We start from the raw sequence: 16,377 nt of genomic DNA on the forward strand, positions 1-16,377 counted from the left end.
GCAAAGGTAGCAAATATATTTCATTCAACGACATATTGCCGATTTATAAAGAATATTTTTTATGGCTAAACAGTTTGGCTTTCGCCCTTTTTTTACTATCTTTGCTTATCGAAATGAATTGGCGGGAACAGACATATAATCCATTACAACAAAGGCATTTTTACAAACGCCGGGGATTATATTCTCTCCAACATAGAACGAACAGCAAGCCAGCGTGACATTCATTGTCGTGTTGGCTTTTTTTATGGACAACCATAGTGTAACCTATAAACAAATCATACCGACGATGAAACCTGAGAGTTTAGTATCTATTACCGATTTTTCAAAAGAAGAAATTCTGGACCTGCTCCAAACCGCAAGTCGATTCGAGGCTAATCCCAACCAAAAGATTCTGGAAGGCAAAGTCGTGGCCACGCTCTTCTTCGAGCCATCGACCCGCACCCGCCTCAGTTTCGAGACTGCCGTCAACCGACTGGGCGGAAGAATCATCGGCTTCTCCGACGCCAGCACCACCAGCTCGTCGAAGGGCGAGACGCTGAAAGACACCATCATGATGGTGAGCAACTATGTCGACCTGATCATCATGCGGCACCACCTCGAAGGGGCCGCCCGTTACGCCTCGGAGATTGCATCGGTGCCCGTCATCAACGCCGGCGACGGTGCCAACCAACACCCCTCGCAGACGATGCTCGACCTCTACTCGATTTACAAGACACAAGGTACCCTCTCAAACCTGAACATCACGATGGTAGGCGATTTGAAATACGGGCGCACGGTACACTCGCTGCTCATGGCCATGTCGCACTTCAACCCCACCTTCCACTTCGTCGCTCCCGACGAGTTGAAGATGCCCATCGAGTACAAGATATTCTGCGAGCAGCACCACATCCCCTACTTCGAGCACTCCGAATTTTCCGAGGATGTCATCAACCAGGCCGACATTCTCTACATGACCCGCGTACAGCGCGAACGGTTTACCGACCTCATGGAGTACGAGAAGGTAAAGAACGTCTACACCTTGCACAACAGCATGCTCGAGCACAGCAAAGACAACCTGCGGGTTCTGCACCCGCTGCCCCGTGTCAACGAAATCTCATACGACGTCGACAGCAACCCCAAGGCATACTACTTCCAACAGGCCCAAAACGGTCTGTATGCCCGGCAAGCCATCATCTGCAAAGTATTAGGAATTGAAGTTTAACCCCCCACCATTTCGAAAATCATGAACGTCGAAAAGAAAGAATTAAAAGTAGCTGCCCTCGAAAACGGAACGGTGATCGACCACATTCCCTCGAACCAACTTTTCAAAGTGGTCTCTATCCTGGGCCTCGAAAACTGCCCCAACAGCATAACCATAGGCAACAACCTCGCCAGCAAGAAGATAGGTAAAAAGGGCATCATCAAGGTGGCCGACCGCTTCTTCAAGGAAGAGGACCTGAACAAGATAGCCCTGGTAGCTCCCGAAGCGCAAATCAACATCATACACGACTACCAGGTGACCGAGAAGCGCAAGGTATCGCTCCCCGACGTGGTGCACGGCATCATCCGTTGCAGCAACCCCAAGTGCATCACCAACAACGAACCCATGGAGACGATCTTCCACGTGGTCGACAAGGTGAACATTCAGGTCAAATGCCACTACTGCGAACGCTCGGTATCGAAAGACGAAATAGAAATCTGCTAACTCGCACCGGCCCATGAAACAGACCTGGAAACCCGGGACCACCATCTACCCGCTGCCCGCCGCACTGGTGAGCTGCGGCAGCACGCCCGAAGAGTACAACCTGCTTACCGTCAGCTGGGTGGGCACGATATGTACCAACCCGCCCATGTGCTATGTGTCGATACGTCCCGAGCGCTACTCCTACGAGATTCTGCGCAAGAACATGGAGTTTGTCATCAACCTCACTACTGTCGAGATGGCCCATGCGACCGACTGGTGCGGCGTCACCTCGGGAAAAGACTACAACAAGTTCGAGAAGACCGGGCTCACCCCCCGCCAGGCACAAATCGTGCAGGCCCCCTACGTAGACGAGTCGCCCCTCTGTATCGAATGCAAGGCCCGCGAAATCGTACGACTGGGCTCGCACGACATGTTCATCGCCGACGTCGTCAACCTGCTGGCCGACGACCGCTACATCGACCCCTCGACCGGCGCCTTCGACATGCAGAAGGCCAACCTGCTGGTCTACTCGCACGGGCACTACTACGAGATGGGTCGCGAGATAGGCAAGTTCGGCTGGTCGGTACAAAAGAAAAACAAATAGACAAATACACGCGCATGAAGAGACTGGCCACTGCTATCTGTATCGCACTCTCGCTCACCTTTGCCGCACAAGCGCAGGTGAAGGAGCTGAACGTGAGCAAACGGTTCAACTGGGGCGTACGGCTGGGAGTGAACGCTCCCCTGGTCGACATACGTCACATGAGCCTCGACGGCACCCAGATAGACGAATCGGACTCCGAATCGAGTCTGGGACTCACAGGCTCCTTTATCGGGCGGTACAACTTCAAACGCAACTATATCCAACTCGAGGTGGGCATGCACCAGTCGCACACCCGGCTGTACAACCCCGACTACGGATTGAGCAAAATCAACACCTCGGCCTATGCCATCGATGTTCCCGTGCTGTACGGCTACAACATCACCAAGCACGGGCCCTTCCTGATGAACCTCTTTGCCGGACCGCGCGTCTCGTACATCTGCAACGAAACCAGCCAAATCGATGTCAACGGCACGACATCGCGCAATCTGGTCTACGACGACAAGCCCAACAGCTTCTCGTTCTACGCCGTGGGCGGACTGAGTACCACCATCGGCCACCTGTACATCGACTTTCGGTATGCCTACTGCATAGGAAACTCGAAAGACCAATCGTTCAAAATCGACCTCGACGACTCGCAGGTGGGGCAGGTAAAGCTCTCGCGGGCCGTCAACGAGTTGAGCATTTCAATAGGATATTTATGGTAAAAATACACTAACACAAAACCAACATGAAAAGAGACAACATCATTTTCGACATTATCGAAAAAGAGAATCAACGACAACGTAAAGGTATCGAATTGATTGCCTCTGAAAACTTTGTCAGCGAACAAGTGATGCAAGCCATGGGCTCGTGCCTGACCAACAAATACGCCGAAGGGTATCCCGGCAAGCGTTATTACGGCGGTTGCGAGGTGGTAGACCAGAGCGAGCAAGTGGCTATCGACCGGCTCAAAAAGCTGTTCAACGCCGAGTGGGCCAACGTGCAACCGCACTCGGGAGCCCAAGCCAACATGGCCGTATTCATGGCCGTGCTCAACCCGGGCGACAAGTTCCTGGGGCTGAACCTCTCGCACGGCGGTCACCTGTCGCACGGAAGCCCCGTGAACTTCTCGGGCCTGATGTTCCACCCGCTCGAATACAGCGTGAAAGAAGATACCGGTTATGTCGACTACGATATGATGGAAGAGGTGGCTCTGCGCGAGCGTCCGAAACTGATTATCGGCGGTGCATCGGCCTACTCGCGCGAATGGGACTACGCCCGCATGCGTAAGATTGCCGACGAAATCGGCGCCATCTTCATGGTCGATATGGCTCACCCCGCCGGCCTCATCGCCGCCGGTCTGCTCGAGAATCCGCTCAAGTATGCCCACATCGTCACCTCGACCACTCACAAGACCCTGCGCGGTCCCCGCGGCGGTATCATCCTCATGGGCAAAGACTTCGACAACCCCTGGGGCAAAAAGACGCCCAAAGGCGAAATCAAGAAGATGTCGGCTCTGCTCGACTCGGCTGTATTCCCCGGCGTACAGGGCGGCCCGCTCGAACACGTGATTGCCGCCAAAGCCGTAGCCTTCGGCGAGGCCCTGCAACCCGAGTATGTCGACTATCAGACTCAGGTGAAGAAGAATGCCGCCGTCATGGCTCAAGCCTTCATGGACAAGGGATACAAGATTATCTCGAACGGTACCGACAACCACTGCATGCTCATCGACCTGCGCACCAAGTTCCCCGAACTGACGGGCAAGGTGGCCGAGAAGGCTCTGGTTCAGGCCGACATCACGGTCAACAAGAACATGGTTCCGTTTGACAGCCGCTCGCCGTTCCAGACCTCGGGTATCCGTGTAGGTACACCGGCCATCACTACCCGCGGTGCCAAAGAGGATATGATGCTCGAGATTGTCGAACTCATCGACACCGTGCTCTCCAACCCCGAAAGCGAAACGGTCATCAAAGCCGTACGCGAGAAGGTAAACGGCATGATGAAGGACTATCCCATCTTCGCCTACTAATCGATTGACTTTTATCTATCATTCATTCACATTCGGTACACTCCCCACATGCGGGGGTGTACTTTTCATTTACATCACCATGAAAACAAGTGCTAAACTTCTTGTATCGGCCCTGTTGCTGGCCGGAGCCTTCGCCCCGGAGTGTGCAGCCCAGGACTGGCCCAACCTCAACCGCTACCGCAGCGACAACCAGACCAACCTCGAGGCCCGTCGCAACGACCCCTCCGACGCCCAAAAGAGCTGGGTGGTATTCATGGGTAACTCCATCACGCAAAACTGGGCTTCGATGGACCCCGAGTTCTTCACCAGCCACAACTACCTGGGCCGGGGAATCAGCGGACAGACTTCGCCGCAGATGCTGCTGCGCTTCCGTCAGGATGTCATCGACCTCTCGCCCAAGGCGGTAGTTATTCTGGCCGGTACCAACGACATTGCCGGCAACACGGGCCCCTCGAGTGTCGAGATGATTATGGACAACATCGAATCGATGGTACAGTTGGCCCAGGCCAATGACATCGAGGTGGTGCTCTGCTCGGTGCTCCCCGCCAACCGCTACGGCTGGGCTCCCGACGTGAAACCAGCCGACACGATTATCGAACTGAACCGACAGATAAAAGCCTATGCCGAGGCTAACCGGATTGTCTATGTCGACTTCTACACACCGCTCGTCGACGACCAGAAGGGACTGAACGACGCCTACGGACGAGACGGCGTGCACCCCACCATCGACGGCTACAAGATCATGGAACCGCTGGTAGTCGAGGGTATCGAAAAGGCTTTGTCGCGTCGATAACAGGACGCAACCCATACTCACACACAGCAAAGGCTCGGGGAATTGTCCCCGAGCCTTTGTCATTATCCCGAAACCGGCAAGGTATCACCGGATGCCGTATCGTTTCAATATCTTCATAATCTGGGGCTGGTACTGCTGCACCAGTCGGTCGAAGCCCAGGTCGTTGGGATGCGTGCCATCGATGGTCCCTTCGTGGTCGGTACCGATAGCATGGTTGTCGCGAATGAGGTAAAGGTCTTTTACCCCTTCCTTCTTCAGCTGTTCGTACTGCGCGATAAAGGCCTCGCTCTGACGGACACAACGCTCGTGCATCTGCTGGTCGCTATACCCGTCCTCGCGCATGAAGGTCTCAATCATAATAATAGGTACCCCGGGGTGATGCTCGCTTATCGTCTTCACCAGATAGTGGGTGCGCTCGGTAATCTCCTCGGGCGAGGGGTTGGGCATGCAGTCGAGCACGAAGGCATCGGCCTCGACGTCCTTCAACATGCCGGCCACAGCAGGTTCCATCTTGCCGCTACCGCTCAACCCGAAATTGACAAAGTTGATACCCGTGTTGCGGGCCATGCGGGCCGGATAGGCCAACCCGGCACGGCTGGCCGAAGCCCCGTGCAGAATGCTCGACCCGTAGATGAGTACCGTGTGGCGGAAAGGCGACGGCTCGGCCGTGATGACCGCAGCCGAATCGACCCCGATTTCGAGCGAGGTAATCTCGTCGAAGAGGGGGAGATACAGGAGGAAACGATGTTCGCCCGGCTTCAAGGCCTTGACCAGACGACTCTCGTGTTGGGTTTTTCCGGCCGTGGGAACGCCCTCACCTACCGGCATCCAACCCTCGTCGTCGTACATATAGAGGTCGAGCCCCCGTTGGGCAATGGGAGTCATGTTGCCCATCACCCGCTTCCCTGCAGTAGTCCAGCGGGCCACCACGGTAGAGCTGTTGGTTTTGAAACTGACCGCCAGACCGGCCGGATAGGTAAAGAGGGTTTTCACCCGCTTGGGCATGTTGCCATACTTCTCCACATCGACCCGGTGATAGACGTTCGCAGGAGTAGGCATCGCCTTCCCCACCAGGGTGAGGCCCGAGGCATCGACATACTTCAAATTCTCGTTGGCCGACCATACCAGAGCCGGCATCAAACAGCACAATGCAATGAATAAAATTCCACGTTTCATGGTTGATTATAATTGATGTTTCACATAGATTTCCATCAAAGAGGGTCTACATCGTAGTAGAGCAGCAGCGACTTGAAACGGTCGTCGACCAGCATGTTTTCATAGACCTGCCGCAAAATCTCCTTCACCCGCGACATCGAGGCCGCCAGTTCCATCTTCAACACCACCTTGCGGATATAGAGCGACTGGATGCGGGCAACCGGCGGATTGTCGGGGCCCAGCACCCGGCTGCCGAAAACCTCGCGCAACGCCGTGGTATAGCGCACGGCAAGCTCCTGCAAGAGGGTCTCGTCGCGATGCTTCAGGTAGATGTATATCAACCGGGTATAAGGGGGATAGGAGAAAGCCTTGCGTTCGGCCAACTGCCGGTTGTACATGCCCTCGTAGTCGTGGGCAATGACCTGCTGAATCAGAGGCGACGAGGGGTCGGAGGTCTGCAGCACCACCACCCCCTTCTTGTTCTTACGCCCGGCCCGGCCCGACACCTGCTCCATCATCTGGAAAGCCCGCTCGTGGGCCCGGAAGTCGGGGAAATTCATCATCTGGTCAGCACTCAAGATGCCCACCACGCTCACCCGGTCGAAGTCCAGCCCCTTGGTAATCATCTGCGTGCCGATGAGAATCTTGTTCTTCCCTTTCGAGAAGTCGTCGATAATCTGCTCGTAGGCGTTGCGCGAACGGGTGGTGTCCAGGTCCATGCGCGACACCGGCACCTCGGGGAAAAGCCGGGCCACATCCTCTTCGATGCGCTCAGTACCGAAACCCATCACCCCGATGGTAGGCTGTCCGCAGGCGGGGCACACCTTGGGTATCTCGTAGGTATAGCCGCAATAGTGGCAGGTAAGCTGGTTGTACCGTTTGTGATAGGTGAGGCTCACGTCGCAATGTTCGCACTTGGGCACCCAGGCACACTGCTTGCACTCGACCATGGGGGCAAACCCCCGGCGGTTCTGAAACAGAATGACCTGCTCGCCGGCCTGCAAGGCGTGCTGCATGCGGTTGAGCAGCTCGGGCGTGAAGTTCCCCTGCATGCGGTTTTTCTTGCGCATCTCCTTGACGTCGACCGGGGTAATCTCGGGCAGCTCCACATCGTTGAAGCGCTTCTTCAGCTCCACCAGCCCATACTTGCCCTGCCGGGCATTGAAATAGGTCTCGATGGCCGGAGTAGCCGTACCCAGCAGGGTTTTGGCACCGTGCATCGAAGCCAGCACGATGGCGGCGTTGCGGGCATGGTAGCGGGGAGCCGGGTCGTACTGCTTGTACGAGGTCTCGTGCTCCTCATCGACAATCACCAGCCCCAGGTCGGCAAAGGGAAGAAAAATAGACGAGCGCACCCCCAGCACAAGCCGGGGCTCGCGACTGTCGAGCAGAGTATTCCATATCTCCACCCGCTCGTTGTCCGAGAACTTGGAGTGATAGATCACCAGCTTGTCGCCGAACATCTTGCGCAGCCGGTTGGTCAACTGGGTAGTGAGAGCTATCTCGGGCACCAGATAGAGCACCTGCCGCCCCTCGGCCAGCACCCGTTGAATGAGGTGGGCATAAATCTCGGTCTTCCCGCTCGAGGTGACCCCGTGCAGCAACGTGACGTCGTGCTCCCTGAACGACTCGACTATCTGGTTGCAGGCCATCTGCTGCAACTCGCTCAGCGGGGCTATCTCGCCCTCGGTGAATGTGGCCGTATCGAAACGGCTTATCTCTTTTTTATATACTTCGAAAATTCCCTTCTCGACCATTGCCCCCAGCACGGCCGACGAGACACCCGAACGGTCGAGCAACGCCTTGCGCGAAACCTCGCGCAGTTTGCCCTTCTGCATGAAGAGCGACAAATCGAGAAACGAGAGGAGCATTACCTCCTGCTTCTTGGCCTGCTTCACCCGCTCGAAGGCACTGCGCAAGGCGGTATCATCGCCGGGAGCAAAGGTGAGGCGGATGTAGGTCTCGGTCTTGGGACGGTAGTGTGCCTTGATTTGCTCCGAAACGAACACCGCTTCGCGCTCCAACAGACGCCGCAACACGGGCAATATGTTGTGCATGCCGCTCTCCTTCTCGAGCTCCTGCACGGTCATGCGCGACCTCTTTCCCAGAGCCGCCAGCAGCATCCACTCGCGCTCCTTCAGCCGGTCGTCGTCGGGCTCTTCGAACTCGGCATTCAGCGTCACGACCGTCTCGCTCTCGAGCTTCAACCCCGAGGGCAGAGCCGCCTTGTAGACATCGCCCACCGAGCAGAGGTAATAGTCGGCAATCCACTCCCAGAACCGCAACTGCGGCCGTCGCAATACCGGACGGTCGTCGAGAATCGAAAGAATCTCTTTCACCTCGTAACCCTGGGGCATGACATCGTGCAGCCGTGCCACAATAGCCGTGTAGTACTTCTTGCGGCCAAAAGGCACCACCACCCGACTGCCCGGTTGCAGCGAGGTCTGCCAATCGACAGGTACCCGATAGGTAAAATATTTATACAACGGTAGCGGTAAGACGACGTCGGCAAATGTGTTCATAATCTAAAGCGGTTCTTTTTCGGGCTGCCCCCGAACAGTATAATCTGTATGCAGGTAGCGAAAGGCGTATGCACAAGGCCCAAACGTGCCCGAGCCTCCTGCCGCGACGCCTCTCTTCCCATGAGCAAAGATAGCATAAAATGAGTGTCGAGACAAGCGGGAAAACGGCAAAAAAAGAGCGGGACCGGGAGTCACGCTCCCAGCCCCGCCGTATGGTATTTATTCCTTATCTTATGTTGGATTAGAACAGATAGGCTGCCGTTACGGTCCATGCCCGGCTCTTACCGTTCAAGGTTGCATTGATCAGATTGTCATCGAGCTCCATGGTCTTGCCCAAGCCCCAACCATACTGGGCTGCAATCTGCAAATGGCTGAAGAACTCGAGACCGAGACCTAAGTTGATGGCCGTCTCGAAGCTCTTGTTCTTGTACTGATCGGCAAAGTTGTCGCCTACCCGGAAGGCAAAACTGGGACCGGCATAGACAAAGGGCGACATAAACGACCCTACCACCGGCAACGAGAATTTATACTTCAGGTTGATAGGTATCTCTATATAATCGGTGTGATGCGTCTCTGTCAGGTTGGAAGTAACCTCTTTCAAGGTAGATCCTTTGCGAGAGTACATCACACTAGCATCGAGGCCCACCCCGATAACGGGCACCATAAACTCGGCCATGATACCACCCGTAAAACTCGTGATATTGTTCGATTTCAAATTCTCAGACAAGTTTCCACCCAGAGAGAGAGACGAGATGTTCACACCAAGCTTGGGTCCAAACTTAAACTGTGCATTGGCCGGAATCGCCAAAAACAAGGCAGCAATGAGAGCTACACAAAAAACTGTCTTTTTCATAAATCTCTTTTTATTGGTTTCTAATTCAGTCTCGGGGACTACGACAGTATAACCCATTTCCAGACTGCTATTTGCACAAAGATAAAATAAAATATATTAAAATCACAAAATCGAAGCAGAAATCGACAAGAAATACAAAAAATTACAGCCACGCATCGGGTATCGGAAAAAATAGCGTATCTTCGACAATCGAAAAAAACAAGACTTCGACTTATGGATATCACAGACAACAAACCGACCATCGAAGAAGAGATCGTAAAGATGCTGAAAACCGTCTACGATCCCGAGATTCCGGTCAACATATACGACCTGGGGCTCGTCTATGACATCGAGGTAAACGACGGCGCCGTGAAGATAGCGATGACACTCACCGCCCCCAACTGCCCGGCGGCCGACTTCATCATCGAGGATGTGCGCATGAAACTCGAGAGTATCGAAAATGTAAAGAGCGTCGACATTCAACTCGTATTCGAACCCGAATGGGACAAGGACATGATGAGCGAAGAGGCCAAACTCGAGCTCGGACTTCTGTAAACCGTATTGCCTATGCCCGGGACTAAAACCTATTTTGCTTCTGATTTTCACCTGGGAGCCCGATACATCGAGAATCCCTTGGAATACGAACGTCGCATCGTGCGATGGCTCGACAGCATCAAGGCCGATGCCGGTACCCTCTACCTGCTGGGCGACATACTCGACTACTGGTACGAGTACCGCTACGTAGTGCCTCGCGGCTTCACCCGCTTCTTCGGCAAGCTGGCCGAGCTGAGCGACAGTGGTGTCGACATACACTGGTTCATCGGCAACCACGACATCTGGATTTTCGACTACCTGCCCCACGAGTTGGGCATCACCATACACGACGGTACCCTCATCACCGAGATTGGCGGAAAGCGTTTTTTCCTCTCGCACGGCGACAACGTGGGGCATCGCGACCGTTCGTTCCGGCTGCTGCGCAGCATCTTCCGCAACCGGTTCTGCCAACGCCTCTACGCCGCCATACACCCACGGTGGACCGTAGCTTTTGCCCTGCGTTGGTCGGCCCACAGCCGCAAGGCCGGCGACGACTATGCCGAGTATCGGGGCGAGAAGAACGAACACTTGGTGTGCTTTGCCAAAGAGTACCGCAAAGAGCACCCCATCGACTGCTTTATCTTCGGCCACCGGCACATCCTGCTCGACTTGGCTCTGCCCCAGCAAAGCCGCATCGTCATCTTGGGCGACTGGATTAAAAATCCATCCTATGCAGTATTCGATGAAACGGGTTTAAATTTGTATGATTACATCGAAGAATGAGGCAAAAATGATGTCAAAATGTCTATTTTAATATTTTTTACACATTCAAAGAGAAGTAAAGAATTTAATCCCAATCAATTATTTAACAACAATTTACAACCCGAAAAACCTCAAAAGTAATTAAAAAACCATATTATAAAACATATTTTTTTGTTTGCGTATCTGCAAAAAAAAGTTGTCCTTTGTGTCAATAACCTAAAACAATCTTTTTTACCTTAAAAAAATTAATACCTATTGAAAACCTATAAAGGAAGAGCTTTTGAGAAAAAGCTCTTTTTTTATTTTTCATACCATTCTGTCAACCAACCATTTAGTCTACACCCAAACCTATCGCGCCGCCCACCCTGCGATAGCACGACGGCAGAAACCGCTCGATCTACAATAATATATTATACAGGAGTCATCGACCCGCTGCCTGTATAGAGACCGTCGGGCTACGGCCTGCCCCTGTCGTAATCTGCCGTTCTCAACGACCCGCCTTCCGTGCTACCGCTTACCTGCCGAAGGAGAATCTAAAAAAACCTGAAATAGATATTTATTGCACAAAATAGATAAAAAGCTACATTTCGACGAAAAAATCAGCTTTTACATATCATTTTTTCAATTATTTTTCTATATTTGCAAAATACAAAACAAGACATCACTTTTTATACAAATCTTCACTAATAAGTTTTAATTATGAAAAAATCTTACCTACTCACCTGCATTGGTTTGGTAATGAGTTTATTAGGATTCATACCAATCACTCATGCACAGACCTACCCCTACTCTTGTGGGTTTGAGGACGATGCAGAAAACGCACAGTGGACATTTGTCAACGGCGACAACACCAACCAGTGGTGTATAGGCACAGCCGCCAAAAACACAGGAGACAAAGGATTGTATATCTCCAACAACGGAGGTGCAAGCAGCGGTTACAACAACTTTTCGGGAGGTACGGTATATGTTTACCGCACTTTCGAGGTTACCGAAGCCGGAGTTTACACCATCTCTTTCGACTGCAATGTGCTGGGCGAAAAGTCCATCTATGGCTCTTATGATTATGCCGATGTCTATCTGGCACCGGGCGAAGCCCAATTCAACTCCAACAAAGACGAAAATCTCCCCATGCCCCCCAGCGAAGCCATATCGCTCACCGATGGCGCCTTGATTGGTGGCATGTACAGTTGGGAAAACCGCAGTTACATGCAAGAGCTGGCAGCAGGTACCTACAAACTGGCCTTCATGTTCCACAACGACGGCTCGGGTGGAGAAGGATCGGCTGCCATAGATAACGTATCTATCAGCAAGATGGCCAGCGAACCCAACGCATCCGTTGCTCAATCGTTGGAATTCCCGCTCACGTCGATAGGATCGAGCTCGATTGCCCTGCTCAATATCAAAAATACAGGAGGTGGCGACCTGAACATTACCGACATCACCTTCTCCAACTCCGATTTCTCGCTGGCCGAGGCAATCACCTACCCCGATGTCATCGCAGCGATGAATGGAGACAAGACTTACCAAATCAAGTTTACTCCCAGCAACAGTGGCGAGATAACCGGCACCATGACCATTCACAGCAATGCCGACGATATAACCGTATCGCTCACAGGTACCGGATACACAGCTATCGAGATTACCGACGATGCTCCCATCTTCGAAGACTTCAACGAGCTTGATGCCAATGAGCCTAATATGGGCCTGGGATCCTGGACTTTGAAAAACGGATATGCCACGGGCAGTACCGCGACCTCTTGGAGTATCTGTACGACCAGCACCTATGTGTGCGACGGAAAATCGCTGCAAGCCAACGACGCCCGGGCCACAAGTACCGCCCTGCTGATAAGCCCCAAACTGACTTTTGCAGCCGACCGCAGTGCCAAAATCTCGTTCTACATGCGTCGGGCCGGAGGCTCCAGTAAAGAGAACGAAGGATTCAAAGTATATGTCAACGAGGTAGCTGATATTTACAACTACGACAGCGACGGAAACATAGTCATTAACAGCGACAACACCGTAACCACGCTGGTCGATCCCATACTCCATGCCAAGAGATATGCAGGTAGCGAAATAAGTTTGGAGACAATGTACCCCGTAGAGGTAAACATCCCCGCCGAATATGCCGGGACCGACTTCTTTGTTATCGTCGAGGCCATTCAGGAATACGGAAATTCCAACGCTATCGACAACCTCAAAATCGAACTGTTGCCCAATACACCGCGGTTGGAGAATACAACCGAATCGCTCAACCTGGGATTTGTCAAGGTAGGAGAAACCGCATCGAAAGAGTTTACTCTGGCCAACATCGGTACCAACGAGCTGGAAGTATCCTTCGCAACCGAGAACGAAAACTCGCCTTTCTCGGTTTCGCCCGAGACCGGAACTATTTCGTTCAACGAGCAAAAGACCTTCACCGTCAACTTCTCCAACGACGAAATCGGCCAGTTTACCGACAACCTTTACATCATGACCAACGGCGGTAACGATACCATCCCCTTGGCTGCCGAAACCTACCCGGCCACTTCGTACTACGAAACCTTTGACAACTCGACCAACCTGCCCGCCGAATGGGTTATTGCCGCCGACGGAAACGAGACCACCTACTCGATCAAGGGCGACGCGGGTGAAGACGGCTCGAGCGTATTGACCGGCGCCGTGGACTACTGGGGCAGCACTTCGTCGCTCGACACCATCTATTCGCCCGTTGTTTCGGGTAAAGTCACTTTCGACTTCAAGAAAGTTTACTCGGCATCGTCCATCTTCGAAGCCTATATCGTCGATGCCACCGGCAACAAGAGCGCTATCGAACTGGGAGCCAGCACGACCAATTGGACACCTATTATCCTCGAAGATGTGCCCGAAGGTTCGCGTATCGCTTTCCTGATAAGCAACTCCTACCTCGACAACTTCATGGCCTTTACCCATCAAGAGATTACCAAAGGTATACAACTGCAGAAAAACTCGCTCAACCGTCCGAGCAGTTGGATGTCGCTGTATGCCGGTGAAGAAAAGGCTACCGACAATACCATACAGTTTACGTTCAAGAATATCGGTACCCAGGCTATCGAAGCCGGAAGCTACAACTTCACCACCCAACTGGTCGATGAGAACAACGCTCCCGTCGAAGGTGTTTCGTACAAGACCTATATCCAGAACGGTGACGAGTATACACTCTACGAGGACAACGTAATACCCGGCCCGGCCATTGCTACCAACGAAGAGAAGACCATCAGCGGCTACATGCTCATCGAATGCGACGACGAGATCAGCAAACTCATGTTCAATGTAATCGCCAACGGTGTAGAGAACACGCACTTCGTTGTAATGCAAACAGGAAACAACCTGACCATCAGACCCAACAAGGGCTCAGCCTCTTTGCCTGAACTGGTCTTTGGCATGACCAACAAAGCCATGACTCTCGACTACGTCATCAAGAACAGCAGCAACAACGGCGCCCTCACCATCTCGAGCTTCACGGCCCCTGAGAACTCGGCATTCACGGTACAGGCCGAATTGCCTATCGTCATTCCCAGCAGCGGCTCCGATACGATTCAGATCACCTTCGATGCAGCCCCGGGACACTACGCCGACAGCATTGCCGTAGAGCACGACGGTATAGGCAACACGAAATTTGCCGTATCGGGTACCATGCTGGCCGCAACCACTTTGCTCGAGTCGTTCGAAGGCGATGTATTCCCGCCCATCCTGTGGGATGTAAAACAAGGTCAATGGAGCAAGAGCACCAGCTCGCCCTACGAAGGGAAGGCTTGTGCAGCCGTTACGAGCACCGAACCCGATACACTCGTGACCCCGCTGCTCCACCTGGCAGCCGGCGACTCCATCGCATTCTCGATTAAAGCCGCAAGCTCTTCGGGCTATGGCACAGAACTGCTCTACTCGGCCGACGGAAAGAACTGGTCGCTCCTGAAATCGATTGCCATCTACGCTTCGTATTGGAACAACTGGGAGAAAATGGCCGTCTACATGCCCGATGACTTTACAGAAGGCGACTACTACCTGGCATTTGCCAGCAAGAGGACTTACCTCGATATGGTATATGGCCCGCAAGTGGTTTATCAGGAACATCGTATCGACATCAAGGGCTTCTCGGGTGCAGCCAAGGGTATGGTCAACTACGCGCAAGAGTTTACCATCGACCTGGCCTGCCTGGGTACCGAAGGTGAAACAGCCGACAGCTACTCGATCGACCTGATGAACGGCGACGAAACCATCGGCAGCTACGAAGTAGAAGCCATGGTACTGGGCGACACCAAGAGCTATAAATGCTCGTGGACTCCTCATACCGTAGGCGAAGCCCAAATCTATGCCTTGCTGAACTACAACGGCACGGTGACTTCGACCGATACCATCACGGTAAACGTAGCCGAAGAGACGCTGGTTTCGGCTGTCATGATCGGCGACCTGTCTACCCCTACATCGGCAACCTACTACAAGCACTTGCTCTTCGAAACGCTCTATACCCCCGATTTGCTCAATGGTCTGACCGAAGGCGATGTGATTGAAACCGTCAATCTGCCCTACATTGCTACCGATGCAACCGTACAAGGCTATAGAGTAAACGTATGGATCGGCAACACCGACAAGACCGAACTGACCACCGACAAGATGTCGGCAGCCGACATCGAAGGCCTTTCGCACATCGGAGTCGACCTGCGATTCGAAGTAGGCGGCAGCCAGGAGGCTCCTCTCTATTTCGAAATGCACCCCGAAACGCCCATCACCTACAACGGTGGCAACATGAGCCTCATCGTTTCAATCGACTCCACGGCATACGCCTCGCGAGACAAAGCCCAATTCTTCCTGTCGGCCGGTAACATCAGATCGATGAAATACTATACCTTCGACGGCAACACGTCGGCCGACTACATGGATGCCTGGACCAACGGCTCGTACACACCCGGCTACAAAGCAAACATCATGACGGTAGAACTGGGTCTGGCTACCGAGGCTCCCATCGTTCACGGTATAGTTACCCGCGCCGACAATGACGAACCCATCGAAGGCGCTACGGTTACGATGCAATCGGGCGAGGTTATCTACTCGGCCACTACCGATGCCAGCGGTGCTTACAGCATAGCCGTACTGCAACCGGGCAAAGAGTATGAAATGAGTGTGACGAAAGACCAGTACACCGCCGTAGACGGAGTAATCGTTTTGGTTGAAGAGGGCGAAGAGATCGAACAGAACTTCGAGCTGACCATCATCACCGGTATCGACCACACCGCCGAAGCTGCCACGAAGATATTTACCGACCGCTCGGGCAATATCCGCATCGAAGCCGGCAGCCCCATCGAGCTGGTTAAGGTATACTCGATGAGCGGTAGCCTCTGCATCACCGAAAGTCCGGCCACCGAATCGGCCGTAATCAACGCCGCCAACCTCAAGGGCGTTTACATCGTCGAGGTTCAAACGGCCGGCAGCGTGAAACGTGCCAAGGTAAGACTCTGATCAGACTGATCGCTCAAACCATAAACGGAGGG

The 16,377-nt window shown here is 53.3% G+C and carries 12 protein-coding genes; 9 read left to right on the plus strand and 3 right to left on the minus strand.

Annotation, left to right across the window (positions count from 1 at the left end; all coding sequences use genetic code 11):
* Positions 1-286: 286 nt before the first annotated feature.
* The 6 genes from pyrB to Q1K76_RS04265 all read left to right on the plus strand — a co-directional run bounded on the left by pyrB (position 287) and on the right by Q1K76_RS04265 (position 5,068).
* The gene (gene pyrB, locus Q1K76_RS04240) at positions 287-1,201 is read left to right on the plus strand and encodes an aspartate carbamoyltransferase (protein WP_087408894.1); all 915 of its coding nucleotides are present in this window, start codon (positions 287-289) and stop codon (positions 1,199-1,201) included.
* Positions 1,202-1,222: 21 nt separating this feature from the next.
* A complete protein-coding gene (pyrI, locus tag Q1K76_RS04245) occupies positions 1,223-1,684 on the plus strand; it encodes an aspartate carbamoyltransferase regulatory subunit (RefSeq protein WP_087408895.1) in 462 nt (153 codons plus the stop codon).
* Positions 1,685-1,697: 13 nt separating this feature from the next.
* Complete coding sequence (locus Q1K76_RS04250) at positions 1,698-2,267, plus strand: flavin reductase family protein (protein WP_087408896.1); 570 nt, start codon at positions 1,698-1,700, stop codon at positions 2,265-2,267.
* Between the two features lie 14 nt (positions 2,268-2,281).
* The gene (locus Q1K76_RS04255; protein ID WP_087408897.1) at positions 2,282-2,971 is read left to right on the plus strand and encodes a porin family protein; all 690 of its coding nucleotides are present in this window, start codon (positions 2,282-2,284) and stop codon (positions 2,969-2,971) included.
* Between the two features lie 23 nt (positions 2,972-2,994).
* Positions 2,995-4,275 (plus strand): serine hydroxymethyltransferase, encoded by a 1,281-nt coding sequence (glyA, locus tag Q1K76_RS04260; protein WP_087408898.1) that lies wholly within the window; start codon positions 2,995-2,997, stop codon positions 4,273-4,275.
* Between the two features lie 79 nt (positions 4,276-4,354).
* Positions 4,355-5,068: an SGNH/GDSL hydrolase family protein gene (locus tag Q1K76_RS04265; RefSeq protein WP_258327512.1), complete on the plus strand. Its 714-nt coding sequence runs from the start codon at positions 4,355-4,357 to the stop codon at positions 5,066-5,068.
* Between the two features lie 84 nt (positions 5,069-5,152).
* Here Q1K76_RS04265 and Q1K76_RS04270 read toward each other — a convergent pair whose 3' ends face one another.
* The 3 genes from Q1K76_RS04270 to Q1K76_RS04280 form a co-directional block, all read right to left on the minus strand.
* Positions 5,153-6,244, minus strand: a complete 1,092-nt coding sequence (locus Q1K76_RS04270; RefSeq protein WP_300131278.1) for an SGNH/GDSL hydrolase family protein — start codon at positions 6,242-6,244, stop codon at positions 5,153-5,155.
* A gap of 35 nt (positions 6,245-6,279) precedes the next feature.
* Positions 6,280-8,745 (minus strand): primosomal protein N', encoded by a 2,466-nt coding sequence (gene priA, locus Q1K76_RS04275; RefSeq protein WP_300131281.1) that lies wholly within the window; start codon positions 8,743-8,745, stop codon positions 6,280-6,282.
* A 241-nt stretch (positions 8,746-8,986) separates the two neighbouring features.
* Positions 8,987-9,598, minus strand: coding sequence for a porin family protein (locus Q1K76_RS04280; RefSeq protein ID WP_300131284.1), 612 nt, complete (start codon positions 9,596-9,598; stop codon positions 8,987-8,989).
* Positions 9,599-9,811: 213 nt separating this feature from the next.
* On the opposite strand from Q1K76_RS04280, the gene Q1K76_RS04285 reads away from it, so the two are divergent.
* The 3 genes from Q1K76_RS04285 to Q1K76_RS04295 all read left to right on the plus strand — a co-directional run bounded on the left by Q1K76_RS04285 (position 9,812) and on the right by Q1K76_RS04295 (position 16,345).
* Positions 9,812-10,132, plus strand: coding sequence for an iron-sulfur cluster assembly protein (locus Q1K76_RS04285; RefSeq protein WP_087408904.1), 321 nt, complete (start codon positions 9,812-9,814; stop codon positions 10,130-10,132).
* Between the two features lie 12 nt (positions 10,133-10,144).
* The gene (locus tag Q1K76_RS04290) at positions 10,145-10,894 is read left to right on the plus strand and encodes a UDP-2,3-diacylglucosamine diphosphatase (protein WP_258327507.1); all 750 of its coding nucleotides are present in this window, start codon (positions 10,145-10,147) and stop codon (positions 10,892-10,894) included.
* A 678-nt stretch (positions 10,895-11,572) separates the two neighbouring features.
* On the plus strand, positions 11,573-16,345 hold the full coding sequence (locus tag Q1K76_RS04295; protein WP_300131288.1) for a choice-of-anchor D domain-containing protein: 4,773 nt from the start codon (positions 11,573-11,575) through the stop codon (positions 16,343-16,345).
* The last annotated feature ends 32 nt before the right edge of the window (positions 16,346-16,377 follow it).

The sequence above is a fragment of the uncultured Barnesiella sp. genome (assembly GCF_946496565.1).
GTDB lineage: Bacteria > Bacteroidota > Bacteroidia > Bacteroidales > Barnesiellaceae > Barnesiella > Barnesiella merdigallinarum.